Source organism: Hymenobacter translucens, from assembly GCF_020685205.1.
Taxonomy (GTDB): Bacteria; Bacteroidota; Bacteroidia; order Cytophagales; family Hymenobacteraceae; genus Hymenobacter; species Hymenobacter translucens.
The window spans coordinates 94,194-110,018 of the sequence record NZ_JAJERB010000002.1; the positions used below are offsets into that span (position 1 = coordinate 94,194).

16 protein-coding genes are annotated in these 15,825 nt (G+C 62.1%); 10 read left to right on the forward strand and 6 right to left on the reverse strand.

All coding sequences use genetic code 11. The features are described from left to right. Positions 1 to 463: 463 nt before the first annotated feature. Positions 464 to 718 (reverse strand): hypothetical protein, encoded by a 255-nt coding sequence (locus LJY25_RS04095; RefSeq protein WP_227606965.1) that lies wholly within the window; start codon positions 716 to 718, stop codon positions 464 to 466. Positions 719 to 1,035: 317 nt separating this feature from the next. Here LJY25_RS04095 and LJY25_RS04100 point away from each other — a divergent pair, with 317 nt between their 5' ends. Continuing rightward, entirely contained in the window at positions 1,036 to 1,890 is an 855-nt protein-coding gene (locus tag LJY25_RS04100) for a pirin family protein (RefSeq protein ID WP_227606966.1), read from the forward strand. 38 nt (positions 1,891 to 1,928) lie between these two features. Here the strand turns inward: LJY25_RS04100 and LJY25_RS04105 are convergent, their stop codons facing one another. Then, complete coding sequence (locus LJY25_RS04105) at positions 1,929 to 2,996, reverse strand: NADH:flavin oxidoreductase/NADH oxidase (RefSeq protein ID WP_227606967.1); 1,068 nt, start codon at positions 2,994 to 2,996, stop codon at positions 1,929 to 1,931. A 134-nt stretch (positions 2,997 to 3,130) separates the two neighbouring features. Then, positions 3,131 to 4,285, reverse strand: a complete 1,155-nt coding sequence (locus LJY25_RS04110; RefSeq protein WP_227606968.1) for an FAD-dependent monooxygenase — start codon at positions 4,283 to 4,285, stop codon at positions 3,131 to 3,133. A gap of 135 nt (positions 4,286 to 4,420) precedes the next feature. Here LJY25_RS04110 and LJY25_RS04115 point away from each other — a divergent pair, with 135 nt between their 5' ends. The 5 genes from LJY25_RS04115 to LJY25_RS04135 all read left to right on the forward strand — a co-directional run bounded on the left by LJY25_RS04115 (position 4,421) and on the right by LJY25_RS04135 (position 9,025). Next, positions 4,421 to 5,050, forward strand: a complete 630-nt coding sequence (locus LJY25_RS04115) for a TetR/AcrR family transcriptional regulator (RefSeq protein WP_227606969.1) — start codon at positions 4,421 to 4,423, stop codon at positions 5,048 to 5,050. A 14-nt stretch (positions 5,051 to 5,064) separates the two neighbouring features. Then, positions 5,065 to 5,460: an NUDIX hydrolase gene (locus LJY25_RS04120; protein WP_227606970.1), complete on the forward strand. Its 396-nt coding sequence runs from the start codon at positions 5,065 to 5,067 to the stop codon at positions 5,458 to 5,460. Positions 5,461 to 5,608: 148 nt separating this feature from the next. Beyond that, positions 5,609 to 6,643: a Gfo/Idh/MocA family protein gene (locus tag LJY25_RS04125; protein WP_227606971.1), complete on the forward strand. Its 1,035-nt coding sequence runs from the start codon at positions 5,609 to 5,611 to the stop codon at positions 6,641 to 6,643. A 130-nt stretch (positions 6,644 to 6,773) separates the two neighbouring features. After that, positions 6,774 to 8,489 carry a serine hydrolase domain-containing protein gene (locus LJY25_RS04130; RefSeq protein WP_227606972.1) on the forward strand — a complete coding sequence of 572 codons (1,716 nt, stop codon included), beginning with the start codon at positions 6,774 to 6,776 and terminating at the stop codon, positions 8,487 to 8,489. A gap of 107 nt (positions 8,490 to 8,596) precedes the next feature. Continuing rightward, positions 8,597 to 9,025 (forward strand): SUKH-3 domain-containing protein, encoded by a 429-nt coding sequence (locus LJY25_RS04135; RefSeq protein WP_227606973.1) that lies wholly within the window; start codon positions 8,597 to 8,599, stop codon positions 9,023 to 9,025. Positions 9,026 to 9,029: 4 nt separating this feature from the next. Here the strand turns inward: LJY25_RS04135 and LJY25_RS04140 are convergent, their stop codons facing one another. Beyond that, on the reverse strand, positions 9,030 to 9,563 hold the full coding sequence (locus LJY25_RS04140) for a GNAT family N-acetyltransferase (protein ID WP_227606974.1): 534 nt from the start codon (positions 9,561 to 9,563) through the stop codon (positions 9,030 to 9,032). Between the two features lie 148 nt (positions 9,564 to 9,711). Here LJY25_RS04140 and prfA point away from each other — a divergent pair, with 148 nt between their 5' ends. The 4 genes from prfA (at position 9,712) to LJY25_RS04160 (ending at position 13,567) form a co-directional block, all read left to right on the forward strand. Then, on the forward strand, positions 9,712 to 10,785 hold the full coding sequence (gene prfA, locus LJY25_RS04145; RefSeq protein WP_227606975.1) for a peptide chain release factor 1: 1,074 nt from the start codon (positions 9,712 to 9,714) through the stop codon (positions 10,783 to 10,785). A 119-nt stretch (positions 10,786 to 10,904) separates the two neighbouring features. After that, positions 10,905 to 12,401 (forward strand): hypothetical protein, encoded by a 1,497-nt coding sequence (locus LJY25_RS04150; RefSeq protein WP_227606976.1) that lies wholly within the window; start codon positions 10,905 to 10,907, stop codon positions 12,399 to 12,401. 100 nt (positions 12,402 to 12,501) lie between these two features. Then, positions 12,502 to 12,927, forward strand: coding sequence for a secondary thiamine-phosphate synthase enzyme YjbQ (locus LJY25_RS04155; protein WP_227606977.1), 426 nt, complete (start codon positions 12,502 to 12,504; stop codon positions 12,925 to 12,927). A gap of 184 nt (positions 12,928 to 13,111) precedes the next feature. After that, positions 13,112 to 13,567, forward strand: a complete 456-nt coding sequence (locus LJY25_RS04160; protein ID WP_227606978.1) for a hypothetical protein — start codon at positions 13,112 to 13,114, stop codon at positions 13,565 to 13,567. A 33-nt stretch (positions 13,568 to 13,600) separates the two neighbouring features. On the opposite strand, the gene LJY25_RS04165 is transcribed toward LJY25_RS04160, so the two are convergent. Further along, positions 13,601 to 14,188: a hypothetical protein gene (locus tag LJY25_RS04165; RefSeq protein WP_227606979.1), complete on the reverse strand. Its 588-nt coding sequence runs from the start codon at positions 14,186 to 14,188 to the stop codon at positions 13,601 to 13,603. Continuing rightward, positions 14,181 to 15,734 carry a 2,3-bisphosphoglycerate-independent phosphoglycerate mutase gene (gene gpmI, locus LJY25_RS04170; RefSeq protein ID WP_227606980.1) on the reverse strand — a complete coding sequence of 518 codons (1,554 nt, stop codon included), beginning with the start codon at positions 15,732 to 15,734 and terminating at the stop codon, positions 14,181 to 14,183. The genes LJY25_RS04165 and gpmI overlap by 8 nt, the downstream gene beginning before the upstream one ends. Between the last annotated feature and the right edge of the window lie 91 nt (positions 15,735 to 15,825).

The following is a 15,825-nucleotide window of genomic DNA, read 5'->3' on the forward strand; positions in this document are numbered from 1 at the left end:
GCAGCACAACGCAACTATGGCGCCAAACCATATAAAACTCCTGCTCCGGGAACTTTTCTATAGAAATCTGCAACCTCAACCAGAATAAGTGCTGATCAGAGGCCAGTAGCTATAGAGTATGGATGGAACAACAGATCAGCCGGGCGCCCCTACTGCTTGGCCGTAATAAGAAGTATCTGGGCATATCCTCGTCCTGCTGCTTGGCTTTCTCGTCTTTTAACAGTTCTCTTTACCAATATGCTCTGCCCGCACCGGATCCGCTACCTCCGCTGACATCCTGCGATAATCACCAGGCTCATGGCTGGGAGCGGCGCAGTTGCTCAAGGCTCTTTACTAGGTGCTTGGTTGGAATAGCGGCCGGGCGTACCGTCAGTATATACCCGGGTCCGGCCATACCGGTCAGGCAAAAAAACACCCGACATCAGATGCCGGGTGTTTTGCTCATTTGTTCTATGCAGAAATGCTACTTGGGCTCCTCGTCCTGCTGAGGGGCTTTCTCCTGCTCGTCAGGGCCACCTTCCAGACCGTTGGTCTGACTGCTGTCCCCGTAGTTGCCCCGGATTCCGGCGCCGTCCCCGAGGTTGCCCTGGGTGCTGGTAGTATGAGCCGGGGCCGCTGCCTGGCCGTCGGCCGGCTTGGCAGGGGAAGATTGGGTTTGCGCCTGGGCTTCGTCGTTTTCGTTCGGAATGCTGGCGGGTTGGTTCTGGTCGGTCGTCATAGGAAGTCAGATTGGGAGCGGCGGGCGGGGTGCCCGCTGCCACCTGCTATACGCCGGGGCGGGGGCATGGTTAGCCGAACTGCCCCAGCTGCGCTTTCATGGTTTCCGCTACCGCCTCCGGCTTATCGGACAGGGAAGTGACCGGCCAGGCTTTGGGAAGGATGCCTGTATTGACATCTGCTAAGCATACCCCGCTGGCCCAGACCGACGTAAGCGCAAACAAAGTTCCGGCCGGACGGATTGGTAGTAGCCCGGCTCCGCAGCTGGGGCCGGCCATCACCCTCTTTTCTGCTCATCTACCCCTATTTCTTTTGCTTATGCGCACCATCAAACAGCAGCACCAGGCCATCAGCTCCCCCATTGCCGATCTGGTTACTTACCGGGCCCTGCCTACGCGCACCGTCGAGCACCTCGACCCCTTTCTGTTTCTGAATCACCACGGTCCGCAGGTGTACAAGCCCCGCAACAACGGCCTGCCCTTTGGCCCCCACCCCCACCGCGGCTTTGAAACGGTAACCTTTATCCTGGATGGCGACATTCTGCACCAGGACAGCAGCGGGCACGAAAGCGTGATTGGTCCGGGCGGCATCCAGTGGATGACGGCCGGCAGCGGCCTGATTCACAGCGAAACATCGTCCCGGGAATTCAAGCAGACCGGTGGCCCCCTCGAAATCCTGCAGCTGTGGGTGAACCTGCCGGCCAAAGACAAGATGGTGGCACCCAAGTACCTCGGCCTGCAGCAGCAGGACATTCCGACGGTGGTGCTCGACGAAGGCCGGGTGACGCTCCACGCCGTATCAGGCATCTGGGCAGGCACTGCCGGCGCCGTGCAGCCCCTGGCCGACGTGGCCCTGGCCACGATTGAACTTAAGGCCGGCGGGCAGCTTACCCTGCCGGTGCCCGCCCCGCACACGGTGTTTTTCTACACCATCCGGGGGCAGCTTCAGGTGAATGGTACCAAAACGGAAGCCCGCCGCCTGGTCGAGTTCAACTACGACGGCGACGAGCTGCAGATACAGGCGCTGACCGATGCGGTGCTGCTTGTGGGCCATGCCGAGCCTTTCCGGGAGCCGGTTGTCTCCTACGGCCCCTTCGTGATGAACACCGAGGCCCAGATCCGCGAAGCCTACCAGGACTACCAGAGCGGCAAGTTCGGCACCTGGCACGAGTAGGGCTTTAAGCTATTAGCTACTAGCTGATAGCTTAAATTTTATCCGCGTTTGGCCCGTGCGTACTGGTTGGGCCAGGCCACGTCCACGCCCAGCGCCTGCGCGGCGTGCAGGGGGAAGTTGGGGTCACGCAGCATTTCCCGGGCCAGCAGCACCAGGTCGGCCTGCCCGCTGGCAATAATTTCCTCGGCCTGGGGGGCGCTGACGATAATGCCTACTGCCCCGGTCAGGATACCGGCTTCCTTTTTCACCTGCTCGGCAAACGGCACCTGGTAGCCGAGGCCGACCGGAATCTTGGCTACGGGCACATTGCCGCCGGTAGAGCAATCAATCAGGTCTACGCCCCGGTTACGCAGCAGACGCGCCAGAGCCACGGAATCGGTGCCGGTCCAGCCGCCTTCAGTCCAGTCGGAGGCGGAGATGCGCACCAGCAGGGGGAAGTCGGCGGGCCAGACCTGACGGGTAACCTCCACGATTTCGAGCAGCAGACGGACGCGGTTCTCAAAAGAGCCGCCGTAGGCATCGGTGCGCTGGTTGCTGAGCGGGGAAAGAAACTCGTGGAGCAGGTAGCCGTGGGCCGCGTGCAGCTCAATAACCTGAAAGCCCGCCTCCAGGGCCCGGACCGCAGCGGCGCGGAAGTCGGCAATCACCTTTTCGATGCCCGCCGCCGACAATGCTTCCGGAACCGAGTCTTCCGCTGAAAACGGCAGGGCGCTGGGGGCTACCGTGGGCCAGCCGCCTTCAGCAGCCGACAAGAGAGCTCCACTTTTCCACGGACTGGCATGGCTGGCTTTGCGGCCGGCGTGCGCCAGCTGGATGCCAGGCACGGCACCCTGGGCGTTCAGAAACTCCGTGATGCGGCGCAGGCCGGGGATGTGCTCATCCTGCCAGATGCCCAGATCATCGGGGGTGATGCGCCCCTCGGGGGCCACGGCCGTTGCCTCGGTGATAATCAGTCCGGCCCCGCCCACGGCCCGGGCGCCAAGGTGGACCAGGTGCCAGTCGTTGGCAAAGCCATCCTGACTGCTGTACATGCACATGGGCGAAACGGCAATCCGGTTTTTCAGCGTAATCCCGCGTAGCTGCAGGGGAGTGAACAGGCTTGGCATAGAAACAGCGTCGGTATGAATAAGGAGTGAGGCGGCTGGCTTGGCAACCGGCGCATCGTCAATCCGGACAGAAAGAGGGTAGCTTAACTCTGCCCGCTGCCCAAGGGTTATCAGGCTGCCACGACGGGCCGAACCTAGCCCTGAAAATCGACATTATAAAGGAAGGCCTGCTGCTGCTCGCCCATCCGGGCGGGCAGGCGGCGCAGCACGGCATTGCGGAGCCGGACCAGCAGCGGGTTTTCGAGCTGGGCGACCTGCCCCAGCCGCCAGCTCTGGTTGACGACGGCCGTGGTCCGTGCCACCCGCCGCTGCTCATATGCCCGCAGGCCGGCCTCCATTTCCGGATACCGGGCCATACTATGTGCCAGCACCACTGCGTCTTCAATAGCCTGGCAGGCGCCCTGTCCCAGGTTGGGTGTGGTGGCGTGGGCGGCGTCGCCAAGCAGGGCTACCCAGTCGTAGGCAAAGCGGCGGATAGGCGCAAAGTCCAGGATGTCGTGGTGCAGCACCTGAGCGACGGGCGTCGCGGCCAGCAGCTCGGCCACGGGCTGGTGGTAGTGGCCGAAGCGGCCGGCCAGCTGTTTCGGGGTGAGGGCGCTGAGTTCGGCATTTCGCGGGCCAGCGTTGAGGCAAGCGTACCAGTACACCTGCCCTCCTGCCAGCGGCACCAGCCCAACCCGGCCGGCCGGACCCCAGGTTTCGGTGGCCCGGGCGAAGTCGAAGCCGACGGGGACGGAGGAGGCCAGTGCCCGCCAGCAGGTATAGCCCGCGTAGCGCAACGGTACATCGGGCAAAAGCTGCCGGCGAACTGCGGAATGAAGGCCATCGGCGGCTATCAGCGCATCGGCCTGGCTGCTGCTGCCATCCGCAAAATGCAGCCTGACGCCCTGCTTGTCCTGGGTGAAGCAGGTTAAGGCTTTGCCGGTTTGGACGATGCCAGCCGGCAGCTGGCTTAGCAGGAGCTCGTGCAGGACGGGGCGGGCAATGGTCACGCCGACGGGCACGCCGTAGCGCTTGCTCACGCTGCGGCTGTCAATCCGCCGCAGCTCCTGACCGTCGGCCGTAAGAATCCCGAACTCGCTCAGCTGCAGCCCCCGGGCCACTACCTGGTCCTGAAGGCCAAGCGCCGCTAAAGCCTTCAGGGCGTTGGCGGCCAGCACGATGCCTGCTCCTACCGCCCGCACCGCCGGTGCGGCCTCGTATACCAGCACGGTAAAGCCTTGCTGACGTAGGGCAATGGCCGCGCACAGTCCACCGATACCGGCTCCTGTAATGGCAATGGTTTTCATGAGAGTTGATTGTTGGCTGTTGAATGCTGAGTGACATTGATCAACCATTATCAACCAACAATCAGCATCGATTTAGAACAAACGTACTAGAATAACCTGAATAGAACAAATGGTCTAAACCAGGTAGCTTTGGGCATGCGTACTTCCGACCGGATTCTGGCTACGGCTCTGCACCTGTTCAACCTTCATGGCACGGATTCCATGACCGTGCGCCATATTGCCCGGGAAATGGGGATTAGTCACGGCAACCTCTGCTACCACTTTCCACGCACCGAGGACATCATTCAGCAGCTTTACCTGAATCTGGTAGCCGAGCTCAACGACGTATTCGGCCAGCTGCAGCACCAGCCCCCGGGCATTCCAACCCTGCTCGACAGCCTGCGCCTCACCTTTGCCGCCCAGTACCGCTACCGGTTTCTGCTGCTTGACTTTGTGCGTATCATGCGGCGGCTTCCGGCGGTGCAGGCGCACTTTCGTCAGCTTTATACCCAGCGCCGTGAGCAGCTCCGGGGCGCCCTGAACGGTCTGCGCGAGGCGGGCATCCTGCTGCCGGAGCAGTACCCCGGGCAGCACGACCAGCTCATTGCCCAGTTCTACCTGCTCGGTGACTTCTGGATTGCCGAAGCCGAAATCCTGTTCGAAGGCTCCGAAACCGATAAGCTGGCGTACTATGCCCGGGTGGCCGCTGGTTTGATTTATCCCCACCTCACCGACCGGGGCCGGCAGGAGCTACTTCCTTTTCTGACGTCCGCCGCCCCGCAGTAACTTTTCTTTTCCGTATGACCTTCATTGACAAAGTAGCCTGGCTGCACCTGGACAACGGCCGGGTACTGAGTACCCGCAGCCACGGCAAGGACCGCTACTACTTCCCGGGCGGCAAGCGGGAAGCCGGCGAAACCGACGCGCAGACCCTGATCCGGGAAATCCGGGAGGAGCTGACGGTGGAGCTTGACCCGGCCTCGCTGCGGTATGCGGGCTCGTTCGAGGCCCAGGCCCATGGCCACCCGGACGGCCTGCTGGTGCGCATGCTCTGCTACGAAGCCAGCTACCAGGGCCAGCTGCAGCCGGCGGCCGAAATTGCCGAGGTTGTCTGGCTCACGTATGCCGACCGGCCCCGGGTTTCGCCCGTCGACCAGCTTATCTTCGACTGGCTCCGGGCGCAGGGCCGGTTTTAGATCCGGCCCCACGAAACCGCGCTCTGCTTCTATCTTCGTCCGGGGTGCTGCTGACTTCATCCCAGCAGAAGGGTGCCGGGCACTGCGTTGCCGTACCGCACCCGCTCCGCCAGCAGCTCCTGGCTTTAACAACTAAGCACTACTATCTATGTCGTCTCCCATCCAAGCCGGTTTACTTGCCTACGGCATGTCGGGCCAGATCTTTCAGGCTCCGTTTCTGGCCGCCCACCCCGGCTTCACGCTCCGGGCCGTAACCGAGCGGCACCAGCAGCGGGCCGCCAACGACTACCCGGGCATCATCAGCTACCCGAGCGTGGAGGCCCTGCTGGCCGACGAGGAAATTGAGCTGGTGGTGGTAAACACACCCAGCAACACCCACGTGGAGCTGGCCACCCAGGCACTACGGGCCGGCAAGCACGTGCTCATTGAAAAGCCGGTAGCCGCCACCGTAGCCGAACTGCAAGGCCTCTATGACCTGGGCCGAACGCAGAACCGACAAGTGCTGGCCTACCAGAACCGGCGCTGGGACTCCGACTTCCAGGCCGTCCGCGCCGTGGTGGAAAGCGGGCAGCTGGGCCAGCTCATCGAGGTTCACTTCCGCTACGACCGGTACCGGCCGGTGCTCAACCCGAAGCCGTTCAAGGAAACGCCCGGCCCCGGCAGCGGCCTGCTCTACGACCTGGGTCCTCATCTCATCGACCAGGTCATCAGCCTGTTTGGCCGCCCCCTGGCCGTGCACAAGGTGCAGGGCGCCTACCGCCCCGAGACCCGGGTCGATGACTTCTTCACGCTCCACCTGCGCTACCCCGGGGCGCTCAACGTGTTTGTCAGCAGCAGTCTGCTAGTAGCCCAGCCCCTGCCGGCCTTCGTGCTCCACGGCACCCGGGGCAGCTTCGTCAAGGCGCGGGCGGATGTGCAGGAAGGCCAGCTTCAGCAGGGTCTGGCCCCCACTGCCGCCGAATACGGCCACGAAGACCCGGCCCACGCCGGCTCCCTCACCCTGGCCGATGCCGGGGGGCAGTTGCACACGCAGCCGGTGCCGGGCCGCCGGGGCGACTACCAGGGGCTGTTCGAGGCCGTGTACCAGGCCATCCGCCACCAGCAGCCATACCCGATCCGGGAAGAGGAGCTGCGCTGGCAGCTGGAGCTGCTGGAACAACCGGCTGACCACTTCCGGGAGTAAAAATTCCAGCTGAAATTTTCCTTCCGGCCCCTTCTTTATTTCTCGCTCTTTCGATAAACTTGTAGGTAAGTCGGACGTGTGCGCTGACCGGAACGAGCCGGGTCAGCATCTCTTTGGTCTGGTTGAGTAAGTGAGAAAATTTCTGGCCCTGGTCGTGGGCCTGCTGAGCTTTGCGTCGGCCTTCGGTCAGACGGGAATTTCGGTGCCGCAGCTGGCTACGTGCGACACCATCCTTCAGGACTTTATTCGCCGCTGGAAGATTCCGGGGGCGTCCGTGGCCATCAGCCGGCACGGACAGCTTGTGTATGCCCGGGGCTTCGGCTACGCCGACCTCAGCCGCCGCGTGCCCATGCAGCCCCACAACCTGCTGCGCGTCGCCAGCGTGTCGAAGCCCGTGACGGCCATTGCTATCATGAAGCTGGCCGAAGACAGCGTGCTGGACCTTGACCACCCCGTGTTCGGCCCTGGCGGCTACCTCGACGACCCGTACTATACCAGCGTCATCACCGACGAGCGGATCTATTCGATTACTTCCCGCCAGCTGCTGGAACACAGCGCCGGCTGGAACCGGAGCAGCAGCTACGGCGAGTTTGCCTCGTCTGACCCCATCGACTTCCCGCTGCACGTTGCCGAAACCCTGCACGCCCCCAACCCGGTGGGCGACTCCACGCTGGTGCGCTTCCTGCTGCAGAAAGGGCTGGACTTTGCCCCGGGGGCCCGCTATGCCTATTCCAACGTCGGCTACCTGGTACTGGGCAAGGTGCTGGAACGTCTGACCGGCCAGCGCTACGAGGACTGGGTGCGCAACCACATCTTGGTGCCCAGCGGGGTGCAGGAAGCCCGGCTGGGCCGTAACCTCCTGACTGACCGGCAGGAGCGGGAAGCTGCGTACTTCAGCCGGTCCCAGCGAGAATCGAGCTACGGCACCGGAAAAACGGTACCGGGCGCCTACGGGGGCTGGAACTTCGAGGCCATGAACGCCCACGGCGGCTGGGTGTTCTCAGCCCGCGACCTGGTTCGCCTGCTGCTGGCCGTAGACGGCGACTCTGCCCAGCCCGACGTGCTCAGCGCCGCCAGCGCCGCTTCGATGCGGGAGCCATCCGACAACAACCGCCGCTACGGCAAGGGCTGGATGCTGAACCGCCAGGGCGTGTGGTGGCACACCGGCAGCCTTGATGGCACGGCCAGCTGCGTATTTCACACTCCGGACGGCTTCACCTGGGCTATTCTGCTCAATGCCCGGGCTACGTCTAACCGATTCTGGAACGAGCTGGAAAACCTGGGGTGGACCTGCCTGCGGGACCAGGAAAGCTGGCCAACCCTGAACCTGTTTCCTCCCACCCAAAGCGCCGCCGGCCTGCGGGCTGCTCCCGCGGCGGCCGGGGCTGTGCGCCTTACGTGGGCGAACGGCAACGGCTCCCACCGGCTGGTTTTGCTCCGGGAAGGCAGCCCCATCGACGCTTTTCCGCTGGAAGGAATACAATACCCCGCCAACCCTACGCTGGACCCGCGCCTTTCCCTGGGCCGGGGCACCTCCGTAGTGGCGCAGGGCACCGACAGTACCGCGCTGCTGGCCCACCTGACTCCGGGCAAAACCTATTACGCCCGGGTGGTCGAATATTATCAGAATGAAGCCACCGGCCAGCAGCCCGTGTATGCGCTCGACACCAATCCTATTATCCAGTTCCGCACGCCGGCACCAGTGGCTTCCAAACCGCCGGTCAAGGCAGCCGGCTCCCGCCGGGCGTCGAAGCGGCCCGCCAGCAAAGCGCCGGCCCGCCCCGCAGCCCCGGACCGGTACTCGTATCTAAGCAAGCTTCGGGCGATGAGCCGGGGCTGGTTCTAGGAGCGGGTTAGAGCTGCCCGCGGCACTATATTTCCTGGAATGAGGTTGTTAGCGGTTTCTATTCAGGATTTATTCAATATATTGTAGTCTCCCTTTCAGGCGCGGCTATGTATCTCTTTGCTGATGACGTTCAACAGTCCCTGATTGAGGCCGGCTGGTTTAGAGGTCGGCAGGCAGGCATCCAGTTGCGGGAGGACGGCCTGGAGCTGCCTGCCGTTCGACGCTTTTTAAACGAGTTCGGCGGCCTGCGGATTTCCTTTCACCGCAACGACGGCAGCGTTGGCGTCATGGTGCTGCAGGCTCCGCACCTGCCGCTCAGCACCGAGGCCCGGGAGCTGCAGGAGTACTACAGCCGGCAGCTGGGCTGCCCGACGCTATCCTTTATCGGGAAGGCCTACCGGGACATGATGGCCCTGCTCATGGACGAAACCGGCGCGGTGTACGGCGCGCACGACGAGCTGCTGTACCGAATTGGCTTGTCCGGGGAGCAGGCCATCGAAACCATCTGCCTCGATCGGCAATTTCAGCCTGTGTAGCTGCTCAACGAGGGTCGAGCAGGCGCTTCTCGTAGCAGAAGAACCGCAGGCCGGGCCGGTAGTGCAGCGTAATTTCACCCGCAAACCGGTAGCCAAGCTTCGGAAACAACTGCTGCGTCGCCTTATTCTCGGAATTGGTATCGACGCGGACCATAGACAGGCCCTGCTCCACCGCTACCTGCTCGGCCTGCTGCAGCAGCGCTATGGCCACTCCTCTGCCTTGCGCGGACGGGTCCACTGCCAGGCGGTGGGTGATGATGGCCGGCACGCTCAGGTCCCAGTCGGCCTGGACGTAGTCAGGCTCCTGGTCGGTGGTGAGGGCTGCCATGCCGGCTACCCGACCATCGAGCTCGGCAACCCATAACTGCCGGCGGGCAATGTCGTCGGTGAAGACCTCCTCATTCGGGTAAGTGGTTTCCCACTGGAAGTTGCCGGCCGCGTGCATCAGGGGCACGACGGCCCGGACAATGGTCAGAATAGAGGGAAGGTCGGCAGCCGTGGCACGGCGGATGGTGAGCATAGCAGTGGCGTTAGACAAAGTTCCGGGCCGGCAAGATACGGGCGCCGGCCCTGAAGACAGGGACGGAATTCTCTTATTCGGTTGCCGCCGGGACGGAACAACGCAGTGGGGCAGTCGTGTTAGTTTCTGTACCTTTGCATTGTAAATACAATTCCCTGAAGGCAAGATGCTAGACAAACTGGAGGCTATTCGCCAGCGCTACGAAGACGTAAACGAGCAGCTCATGCAGCCCGAGGTAATGAGCGACATGAAGCGCTACAAGGCCCTCAATAAAGAGTACAAGGACCTCGGAAAAATCGTGACCGAGTACCGCAACTACCAGCACGTGCTGTCCAACATCGAAGGCGCCCGCGAGGTTATTGCCAACGAGAAGGACGAGGAATTCCGGGAAATGGCGAAGATGGAGCTCGACGACCTGCTGCCCGAGCAGGAGCGCCTCGAGACGGTTATCAAAGACCTGCTCATCCCCAAGGACCCCAACGACTCCAAGGACGTTATCATGGAAATCCGGGGCGGTGCCGGTGGCGACGAAGCCGCGCTGTTTGCCGGTGACCTCCAGCGCATGTACATGCGCTACGCCGAAAAGCAGGGTTGGAAGATGGAACTCATCGACGCCATGGAAGGCACTGCCGGCGGCTACAAGGAAATCATCCTGTCGGTCCGGGGCGAGGACGTGTACGCCAAGCTCAAGTTTGAGTCGGGAGTGCACCGCGTGCAGCGCGTGCCGGCCACCGAAACCCAGGGCCGCATTCACACCTCGGTAGCGTCGGTAGTCGTTATGCCGGAAGTGGAAGAGCTGGACATCGAGTTGGATATGAACGACATCCGCAAGGATCTGTTCATGTCGTCGGGCCCGGGCGGACAGTCGGTAAACACGACCTATTCGGCTGTGCGCCTCACGCACCTGCCCACCGGCATCGTGGCGCAGTGCCAGGACCAGAAGTCCCAGCTCAAGAACTTTGACAAGGCGTTGCAGGTGCTTCGCTCCCGCATCTACGAAATCGAGCTGGCCAAGAAGAACGAGGCCGAAGGCGCCGCCCGCAAGAGCATGATTGGCGGCGGGGACCGGTCCGACAAAATCCGCACCTACAACTACCCCCAGGGCCGCGTGACCGACCACCGCATCGGCTTCACGGTGTATAACCTGACCAGCGTGATGGACGGCAACATCGACGACTTCGTGGAGCAGCTCCGCATTGCCGAAAGCGCCGAGCGTCTGCGCGAAGGCACCACGGCGTAGAATATTCGTTTTTGGTAACTGGTTTTTGGTTTTCGGTCGTTGGCAGCAGCAGCTCCGACGGGCTAATACGCTCTTGACCAAGCTCCAGAAACCAATAACCAGTACCCAACACTCAATCCATGCGTCTTCTCCTCCCCCTGCTGCTCATTCTGTCCTGCCTGGCTATGCTGCTGCCGGGCTGTGAGCCCAAGGAGGAGCTGCTGACCCGGGACCCCTCAGCCACGCTGGAGTTTTCGACCGACACGGTGCTGTTCGACACCGTGTTCGTGCAGACCGGCTCGGTGACGAAGCGGCTCTGGGTGTATAACCGCAACGCCCGGGCCGTGCGCGTGGAGCAGATCAGCCTGGCGAATCCCGGGAGCACGACCTACACCGTGACGGTGGGAGGCGATGTTGGTACGACGGCCCGCAACGTTACCATCCGGGGCAAGGACAGCCTGCTGGTCCTGGTGAAAGCCTTTATCGACCCGAGCCCGAGCGAGACCAAGCCTTTTCTGGTAGAAGAGGAACTGCGCTTTGAAACCAATGGCAACGACCAGCGCGTGAAGCTGGTCGCCTACGGGCAGAACGCTTATTTCCACAACGCCCAGCGCCTGTGCACCCAGACCTGGCGCTCCGACAAGCCCCACGTTATCTACAACTCGGTGCTGGTCAGCCGGGGCTGCGTGCTTACCATTGAGGCTGGCACCCGCATTTACTCCCACGCCGGCTCCGCCATCATCGTGCAGGGTACGCTGCTGGTAAATCCCGTCTTCCAGCCCGGCACGACGGAGGTCAAGCCCGATGACCGCAACATCGTTCGCTTCGCAGCCGACCGGCGGGAACGTTTCTACGACGAAATTCCGGGGCAGTGGCAGGGCATTCAGTTCGACTCGACCAGCTCCCGCAATAACGTGGTGCGCTATACCGAGCTGAAGAATGCGGCCTTTGGCCTGCTCGTCTACAACCCCGGCAACGTGACGCCCCATCCGCGGGTGACGGTCGAAAACTGCGTAATCAAGAACATTTCCGGGGCCCTGCTCTCCTTTGCCAGCGGCGGGCAAACCTTTGAGGGGGCCGGCATTTTCAGTTTTTCGGGGGACTTCGACGTCACCAACACCCTGTTCACCAACTGTGGTGAGTACGCCGTGCGCGGCATTGGGGGGGCCTTCGACCTGGACTTCTGCACCGTTGCCAACTATACCCCTCGCTTTAACCGCAAGACGGCCTCGCTCTGGTTTACCAATGAGCCGGCAGTACGCCGGGTCCCGGCCCCACTGCCGCTAAGCATTTCCGTCACCAACTCTATCGTGTGGGGCTCGGTGGCGGATGAGCTGTTTTTCAAGAACATCGGCACCTCCTACCAGCCCAGCATCCGCAACAGCCTGCTCCGAACCGACGAGTTTAAAAGCGTGTTCGGCGGCAACAGCAACCTGCTGAACATCTATCCGAAGTTTAGGCGCGCCCCCGAAACCCCGGCCGCCGACAAGTTTGACTTCCGGCTCGACACGCTGTCCCCGGCCAGCAACCGGCCGCTCCTGCGCCCCCTGGCTCCCAACGTGCAGCGCGACCTGCGCAACAACCTGCGGAGCGCTACTGCCCCCGACCTAGGCGCTTACGAGCGACTGAATCCGTAGCGCTTAGTTGTGCGTTGTTGGGTATTCGTTGCAAGCTCGTTCTGATAAAGCTGCATCCGGAACAAGGCGGACAACGGACAACTATCAACCGACAATTAAAATGTGGACTCAGAAACGGCTGCGGCTGCCGGCGGTACGCCGGGGCTTTCACCTCATCACCGACCTGCTGGTAGCGGAGTTGCCGGAGCTCGAGCAGATCCGGGTGGGCACCGCGCACTTCTTTATTCAGCATACCTCGGCCAGCCTGAGCATCAATGAAAACGCGGACCCTACTGTGCGCCAGGATTTTGAAGCGTACTTCAACCGCACGGTGCCCGAAAATGCTCCTTATTTCCGCCATACCCAGGAAGGCCCCGACGACATGCCGGCCCACCTGAAGGCAGCTATGCTCGGCACCTCCGTCACGATTCCCATCACCGACGGGCAGCTTGCCCTGGGTACCTGGCAGGGCATCTATCTCGGGGAACACCGGGACCAGGGCGGCCGGCGCTGGGTGGTGGCGACGCTGATGGGCGAGCAGCAGTAAAATCCTTGCAGGGGCTCATTATTTTTATAAATAAACCAAGCCGCCCCGGCTGATTCTGCGTATCAGGCTACACGTGTTGTTGTTCTCCTGATGTATGCTTTCGGCTGGTTACCTCTTCCTTGTTAGCTCCCTGCTGGGTTTTCAGCTGCTTCTGCCTCCAGTCGATGATGCAGCCGGTCGCGCTGTGGTACGCAAAGAGCGGAAAGCAGCTGCCCAGCCACCTCAGACGCCGAAGCCTACCTGCACGCTTACCAACGATACCCTTGCCGGTCAGCCTTTCGGAACGGAGCCTACCGTGGCCGAGCTGTTGAGCGTGGGCGGGCGGGTAATAGCCCGCAAAGCTTACCGCAATGTGCACGAAGCCGGCCAGATGGATACCATCCTGACGGTGCGGCACCAGGGCAACGTCTTTGAGTTTTACCGGACTCCGGAACAGGACCTGCTCCGTCAGGCCATTATCACCAACTTCCGCCCGGCTTACGGGCAGCGCCTGCGGGTAAACCTAAAAGCGTCGGCCCGGCAGAACGGCGGAATCTGCAGCCAGCTCCGCATCCGCGACACTGAGCGGGCCAACAACGTGTCGGTCACTTTTGCGAACGGCCAGCCCAGCCAGGCCCGGGTGCAGCCTTATCTGGACTAGCCACCGGCAGCAAGTCTGTGTAGTTAGCTAAACCTAGCGCAGCACCCTTGTGGACACTGAGTACCGGACCGAGTCGAACAGTACAAGCTTCTGCACTCCCTTCACTTCATAGGCGTAAATCCGGCCCTGCCGGGCGTGCAGGGTCAGCGTCTTCTGGGCGTAGTACAGCGGGTTGTCCTGCTTGATAACGGCTGTAAGCAGCTCAATAGGGCCCCGCAGGGTATCGGCGCCGCTGGGCACCACCGTCAGCCTTTCGACGGGGGCATCTACGTCCGCTTTGCGCTGCCAGTAAAACCACGGCGTCTCAGGCCGGCTCTGGTTGCCCAGCTCGTACGAGCCCCGCAACGCCGGCTTGTTGATATCGGCCTGGTAGAACAGCTGCAACTCTTTGTCCCAGGCGACCGGCGCTACTTTCACAGTTTCCGTCTGCCCGTCGCGGAGGGTTACTTTCTTCTCCGCCGTGGCGCGCTCCGCCAACAGCGTTTTAACCTCAGCGTCGAGGAAGCCCTTCACGTCGTAGTACAGCGGCCGGCGTGCCGCCGGTGCCGCCGGACCCACGCCAGCGCCAAAGTCGCAGGAAGCCAATAGGCTCAGCACCGGCAGCAGCCAGACCCTACGCATTCGCTAGGGTAGAAGTGGCTATCGGGCGCAGCAGACTCTCGCCGCTCATGGCGGCCGGCTGAGGCACGCCCATCAGCGCCAGCACCGTGGGGGCAATGTCGCCCAGTTTACCATCGGCCAGGCTGCCCCGGTAGTCGTTGTCGGCCAGAATGCAGGGCACCAGGTTGGTGGTATGGGCCGTGTTGGGGGTGCCGTCCGGGTTAATCATCATGTCGGCATTGCCGTGGTCAGCAATGACGATGCAGGCGTAGTTGCTGGTCAGCGCGGCCGTTACCACATCCTGGGCGCAGCGGTCTACCGTTTCCACGGCTTTCACGGCTGCTTCGAACACGCCGGTGTGACCGACCATGTCGGGGTTGGCGAAGTTGAGAATCACAAAGTCCGCCGACCTGGCCTGCAGCTCGGGCACCAGGGCGTCGCGCAGTTCGTAGGCACTCATCTCCGGCTTCAGATCGTAGGTAGCCACTTTGGGCGATGGGCACATCAGGCGCTTTTCGCCGGCAAACTCCACTTCCCGGCCACCCGAGAAAAAGAAGGTGACGTGGGGGTACTTCTCCGTTTCGGCAATCCGGATCTGGGTTTTGCCGTGCGCTGCCAGCACCTCACCCAGTGTATCCTCGAGGTTGTCCTTGTCAAAAATCGGCGTCACCCCGGCAAAGGTGGCGTCGTAGTTGGTCATGGTCAGGTAGTGCAGGTTCAGCCGGTGCATGTTGAAGGCGTGAAAGTCCTGCTGGGTCAGCGCCTGGGTTATTTCCCGGCCCCGGTCGGTGCGGAAGTTAAAGCAGATGACCACGTCGCCTTCCTGGATCGTGGCCAGGGGCTGCCCATCGTCGCCCACCTTTACAATGGGCTTCAGGAACTCGTCGGTCACGCCCTCCTTGTAGGAGTCGAGCATGCTCTGAATCAGGTTTTTCGACGGTGCGCCGACGCCGTTTACCAGCAGATCATACGCCAGGCGCACCCGCTCCCAGCGGTTGTCGCGGTCCATGGCGTAGTAGCGGCCCACGATAGAGGCAATCTTGGCCCCGTTGCGCTCCAGGTGCTGCTCCAGGTCATTTACATAGCCTACTCCGCCTTTGGGGTCGGTGTCGCGGCCATCGGTGAAGGCATGCACAAACACCTTGTGCACGTCGGCGTCATGCGCCAGGGTACACAGGGCTTTCAGGTGGTCGATGTGGGAATGAACGCCGCCATCGGAGAGCAGACCCATCAGGTGCAGGCTTTTGCCGGTGGTGCGGGCGTACTCAAAGGCCTTCTGCAGGGCCGGCGTGGTGCCCAGCTTCCGCTCCCGGATGGCCTTATTGATGCGCACCAGATCCTGGTAGACTACCCGGCCGGCGCCGATGTTCATGTGCCCAACTTCGGAGTTGCCCATCTGCCCGTCGGGGAGGCCCACTGCTTCGCCCGAAGCCTGCAGCCGACTGTGCGCGTAACGCTGAAACAGGGAATCGACGAACGGCGTATCGGCTCTGTCGATGGCCGAGACCTCCTTGTTTTGTGCAATGCCCCAACCGTCAAGAATGACCAGCAATACCTGTTTGTTCATGCCGGCAAAGATAGGGGCATAGCGTGGAACGCCCGCATTTTGTTACTTTGTCTGCCTGACCTTACCGGTCGGGATTATTCTATTCCTGAAT

Bases quoted from the DNA above. Each gene is read 5' to 3' on its own strand.
- LJY25_RS04165 (WP_227606979.1), bottom strand. From the start codon at position 14,188: ATGCGTAGGGTCTGGCTGCTGCCGGTGCTGAGCCTATTGGCTTCCTGC.
- LJY25_RS04095 (WP_227606965.1), bottom strand. From the start codon at position 718: ATGACGACCGACCAGAACCAACCCGCCAGCATTCCGAACGAAAACGAC.
- LJY25_RS04110 (WP_227606968.1), bottom strand. From the start codon at position 4,285: ATGAAAACCATTGCCATTACAGGAGCCGGTATCGGTGGACTGTGCGCG.
- LJY25_RS04100 (WP_227606966.1), top strand. From the start codon at position 1,036: ATGCGCACCATCAAACAGCAGCACCAGGCCATCAGCTCCCCCATTGCC.
- LJY25_RS04150 (WP_227606976.1), top strand. From the start codon at position 10,905: ATGCGTCTTCTCCTCCCCCTGCTGCTCATTCTGTCCTGCCTGGCTATG.
- LJY25_RS04115 (WP_227606969.1), top strand. From the start codon at position 4,421: ATGCGTACTTCCGACCGGATTCTGGCTACGGCTCTGCACCTGTTCAAC.
- LJY25_RS04135 (WP_227606973.1), top strand. From the start codon at position 8,597: ATGTATCTCTTTGCTGATGACGTTCAACAGTCCCTGATTGAGGCCGGC.
- prfA (WP_227606975.1), top strand. From the start codon at position 9,712: ATGCTAGACAAACTGGAGGCTATTCGCCAGCGCTACGAAGACGTAAAC.
- LJY25_RS04155 (WP_227606977.1), top strand. From the start codon at position 12,502: ATGTGGACTCAGAAACGGCTGCGGCTGCCGGCGGTACGCCGGGGCTTT.
- LJY25_RS04120 (WP_227606970.1), top strand. From the start codon at position 5,065: ATGACCTTCATTGACAAAGTAGCCTGGCTGCACCTGGACAACGGCCGG.
- gpmI (WP_227606980.1), bottom strand. From the start codon at position 15,734: ATGAACAAACAGGTATTGCTGGTCATTCTTGACGGTTGGGGCATTGCA.
- LJY25_RS04105 (WP_227606967.1), bottom strand. From the start codon at position 2,996: ATGCCAAGCCTGTTCACTCCCCTGCAGCTACGCGGGATTACGCTGAAA.
- LJY25_RS04125 (WP_227606971.1), top strand. From the start codon at position 5,609: ATGTCGTCTCCCATCCAAGCCGGTTTACTTGCCTACGGCATGTCGGGC.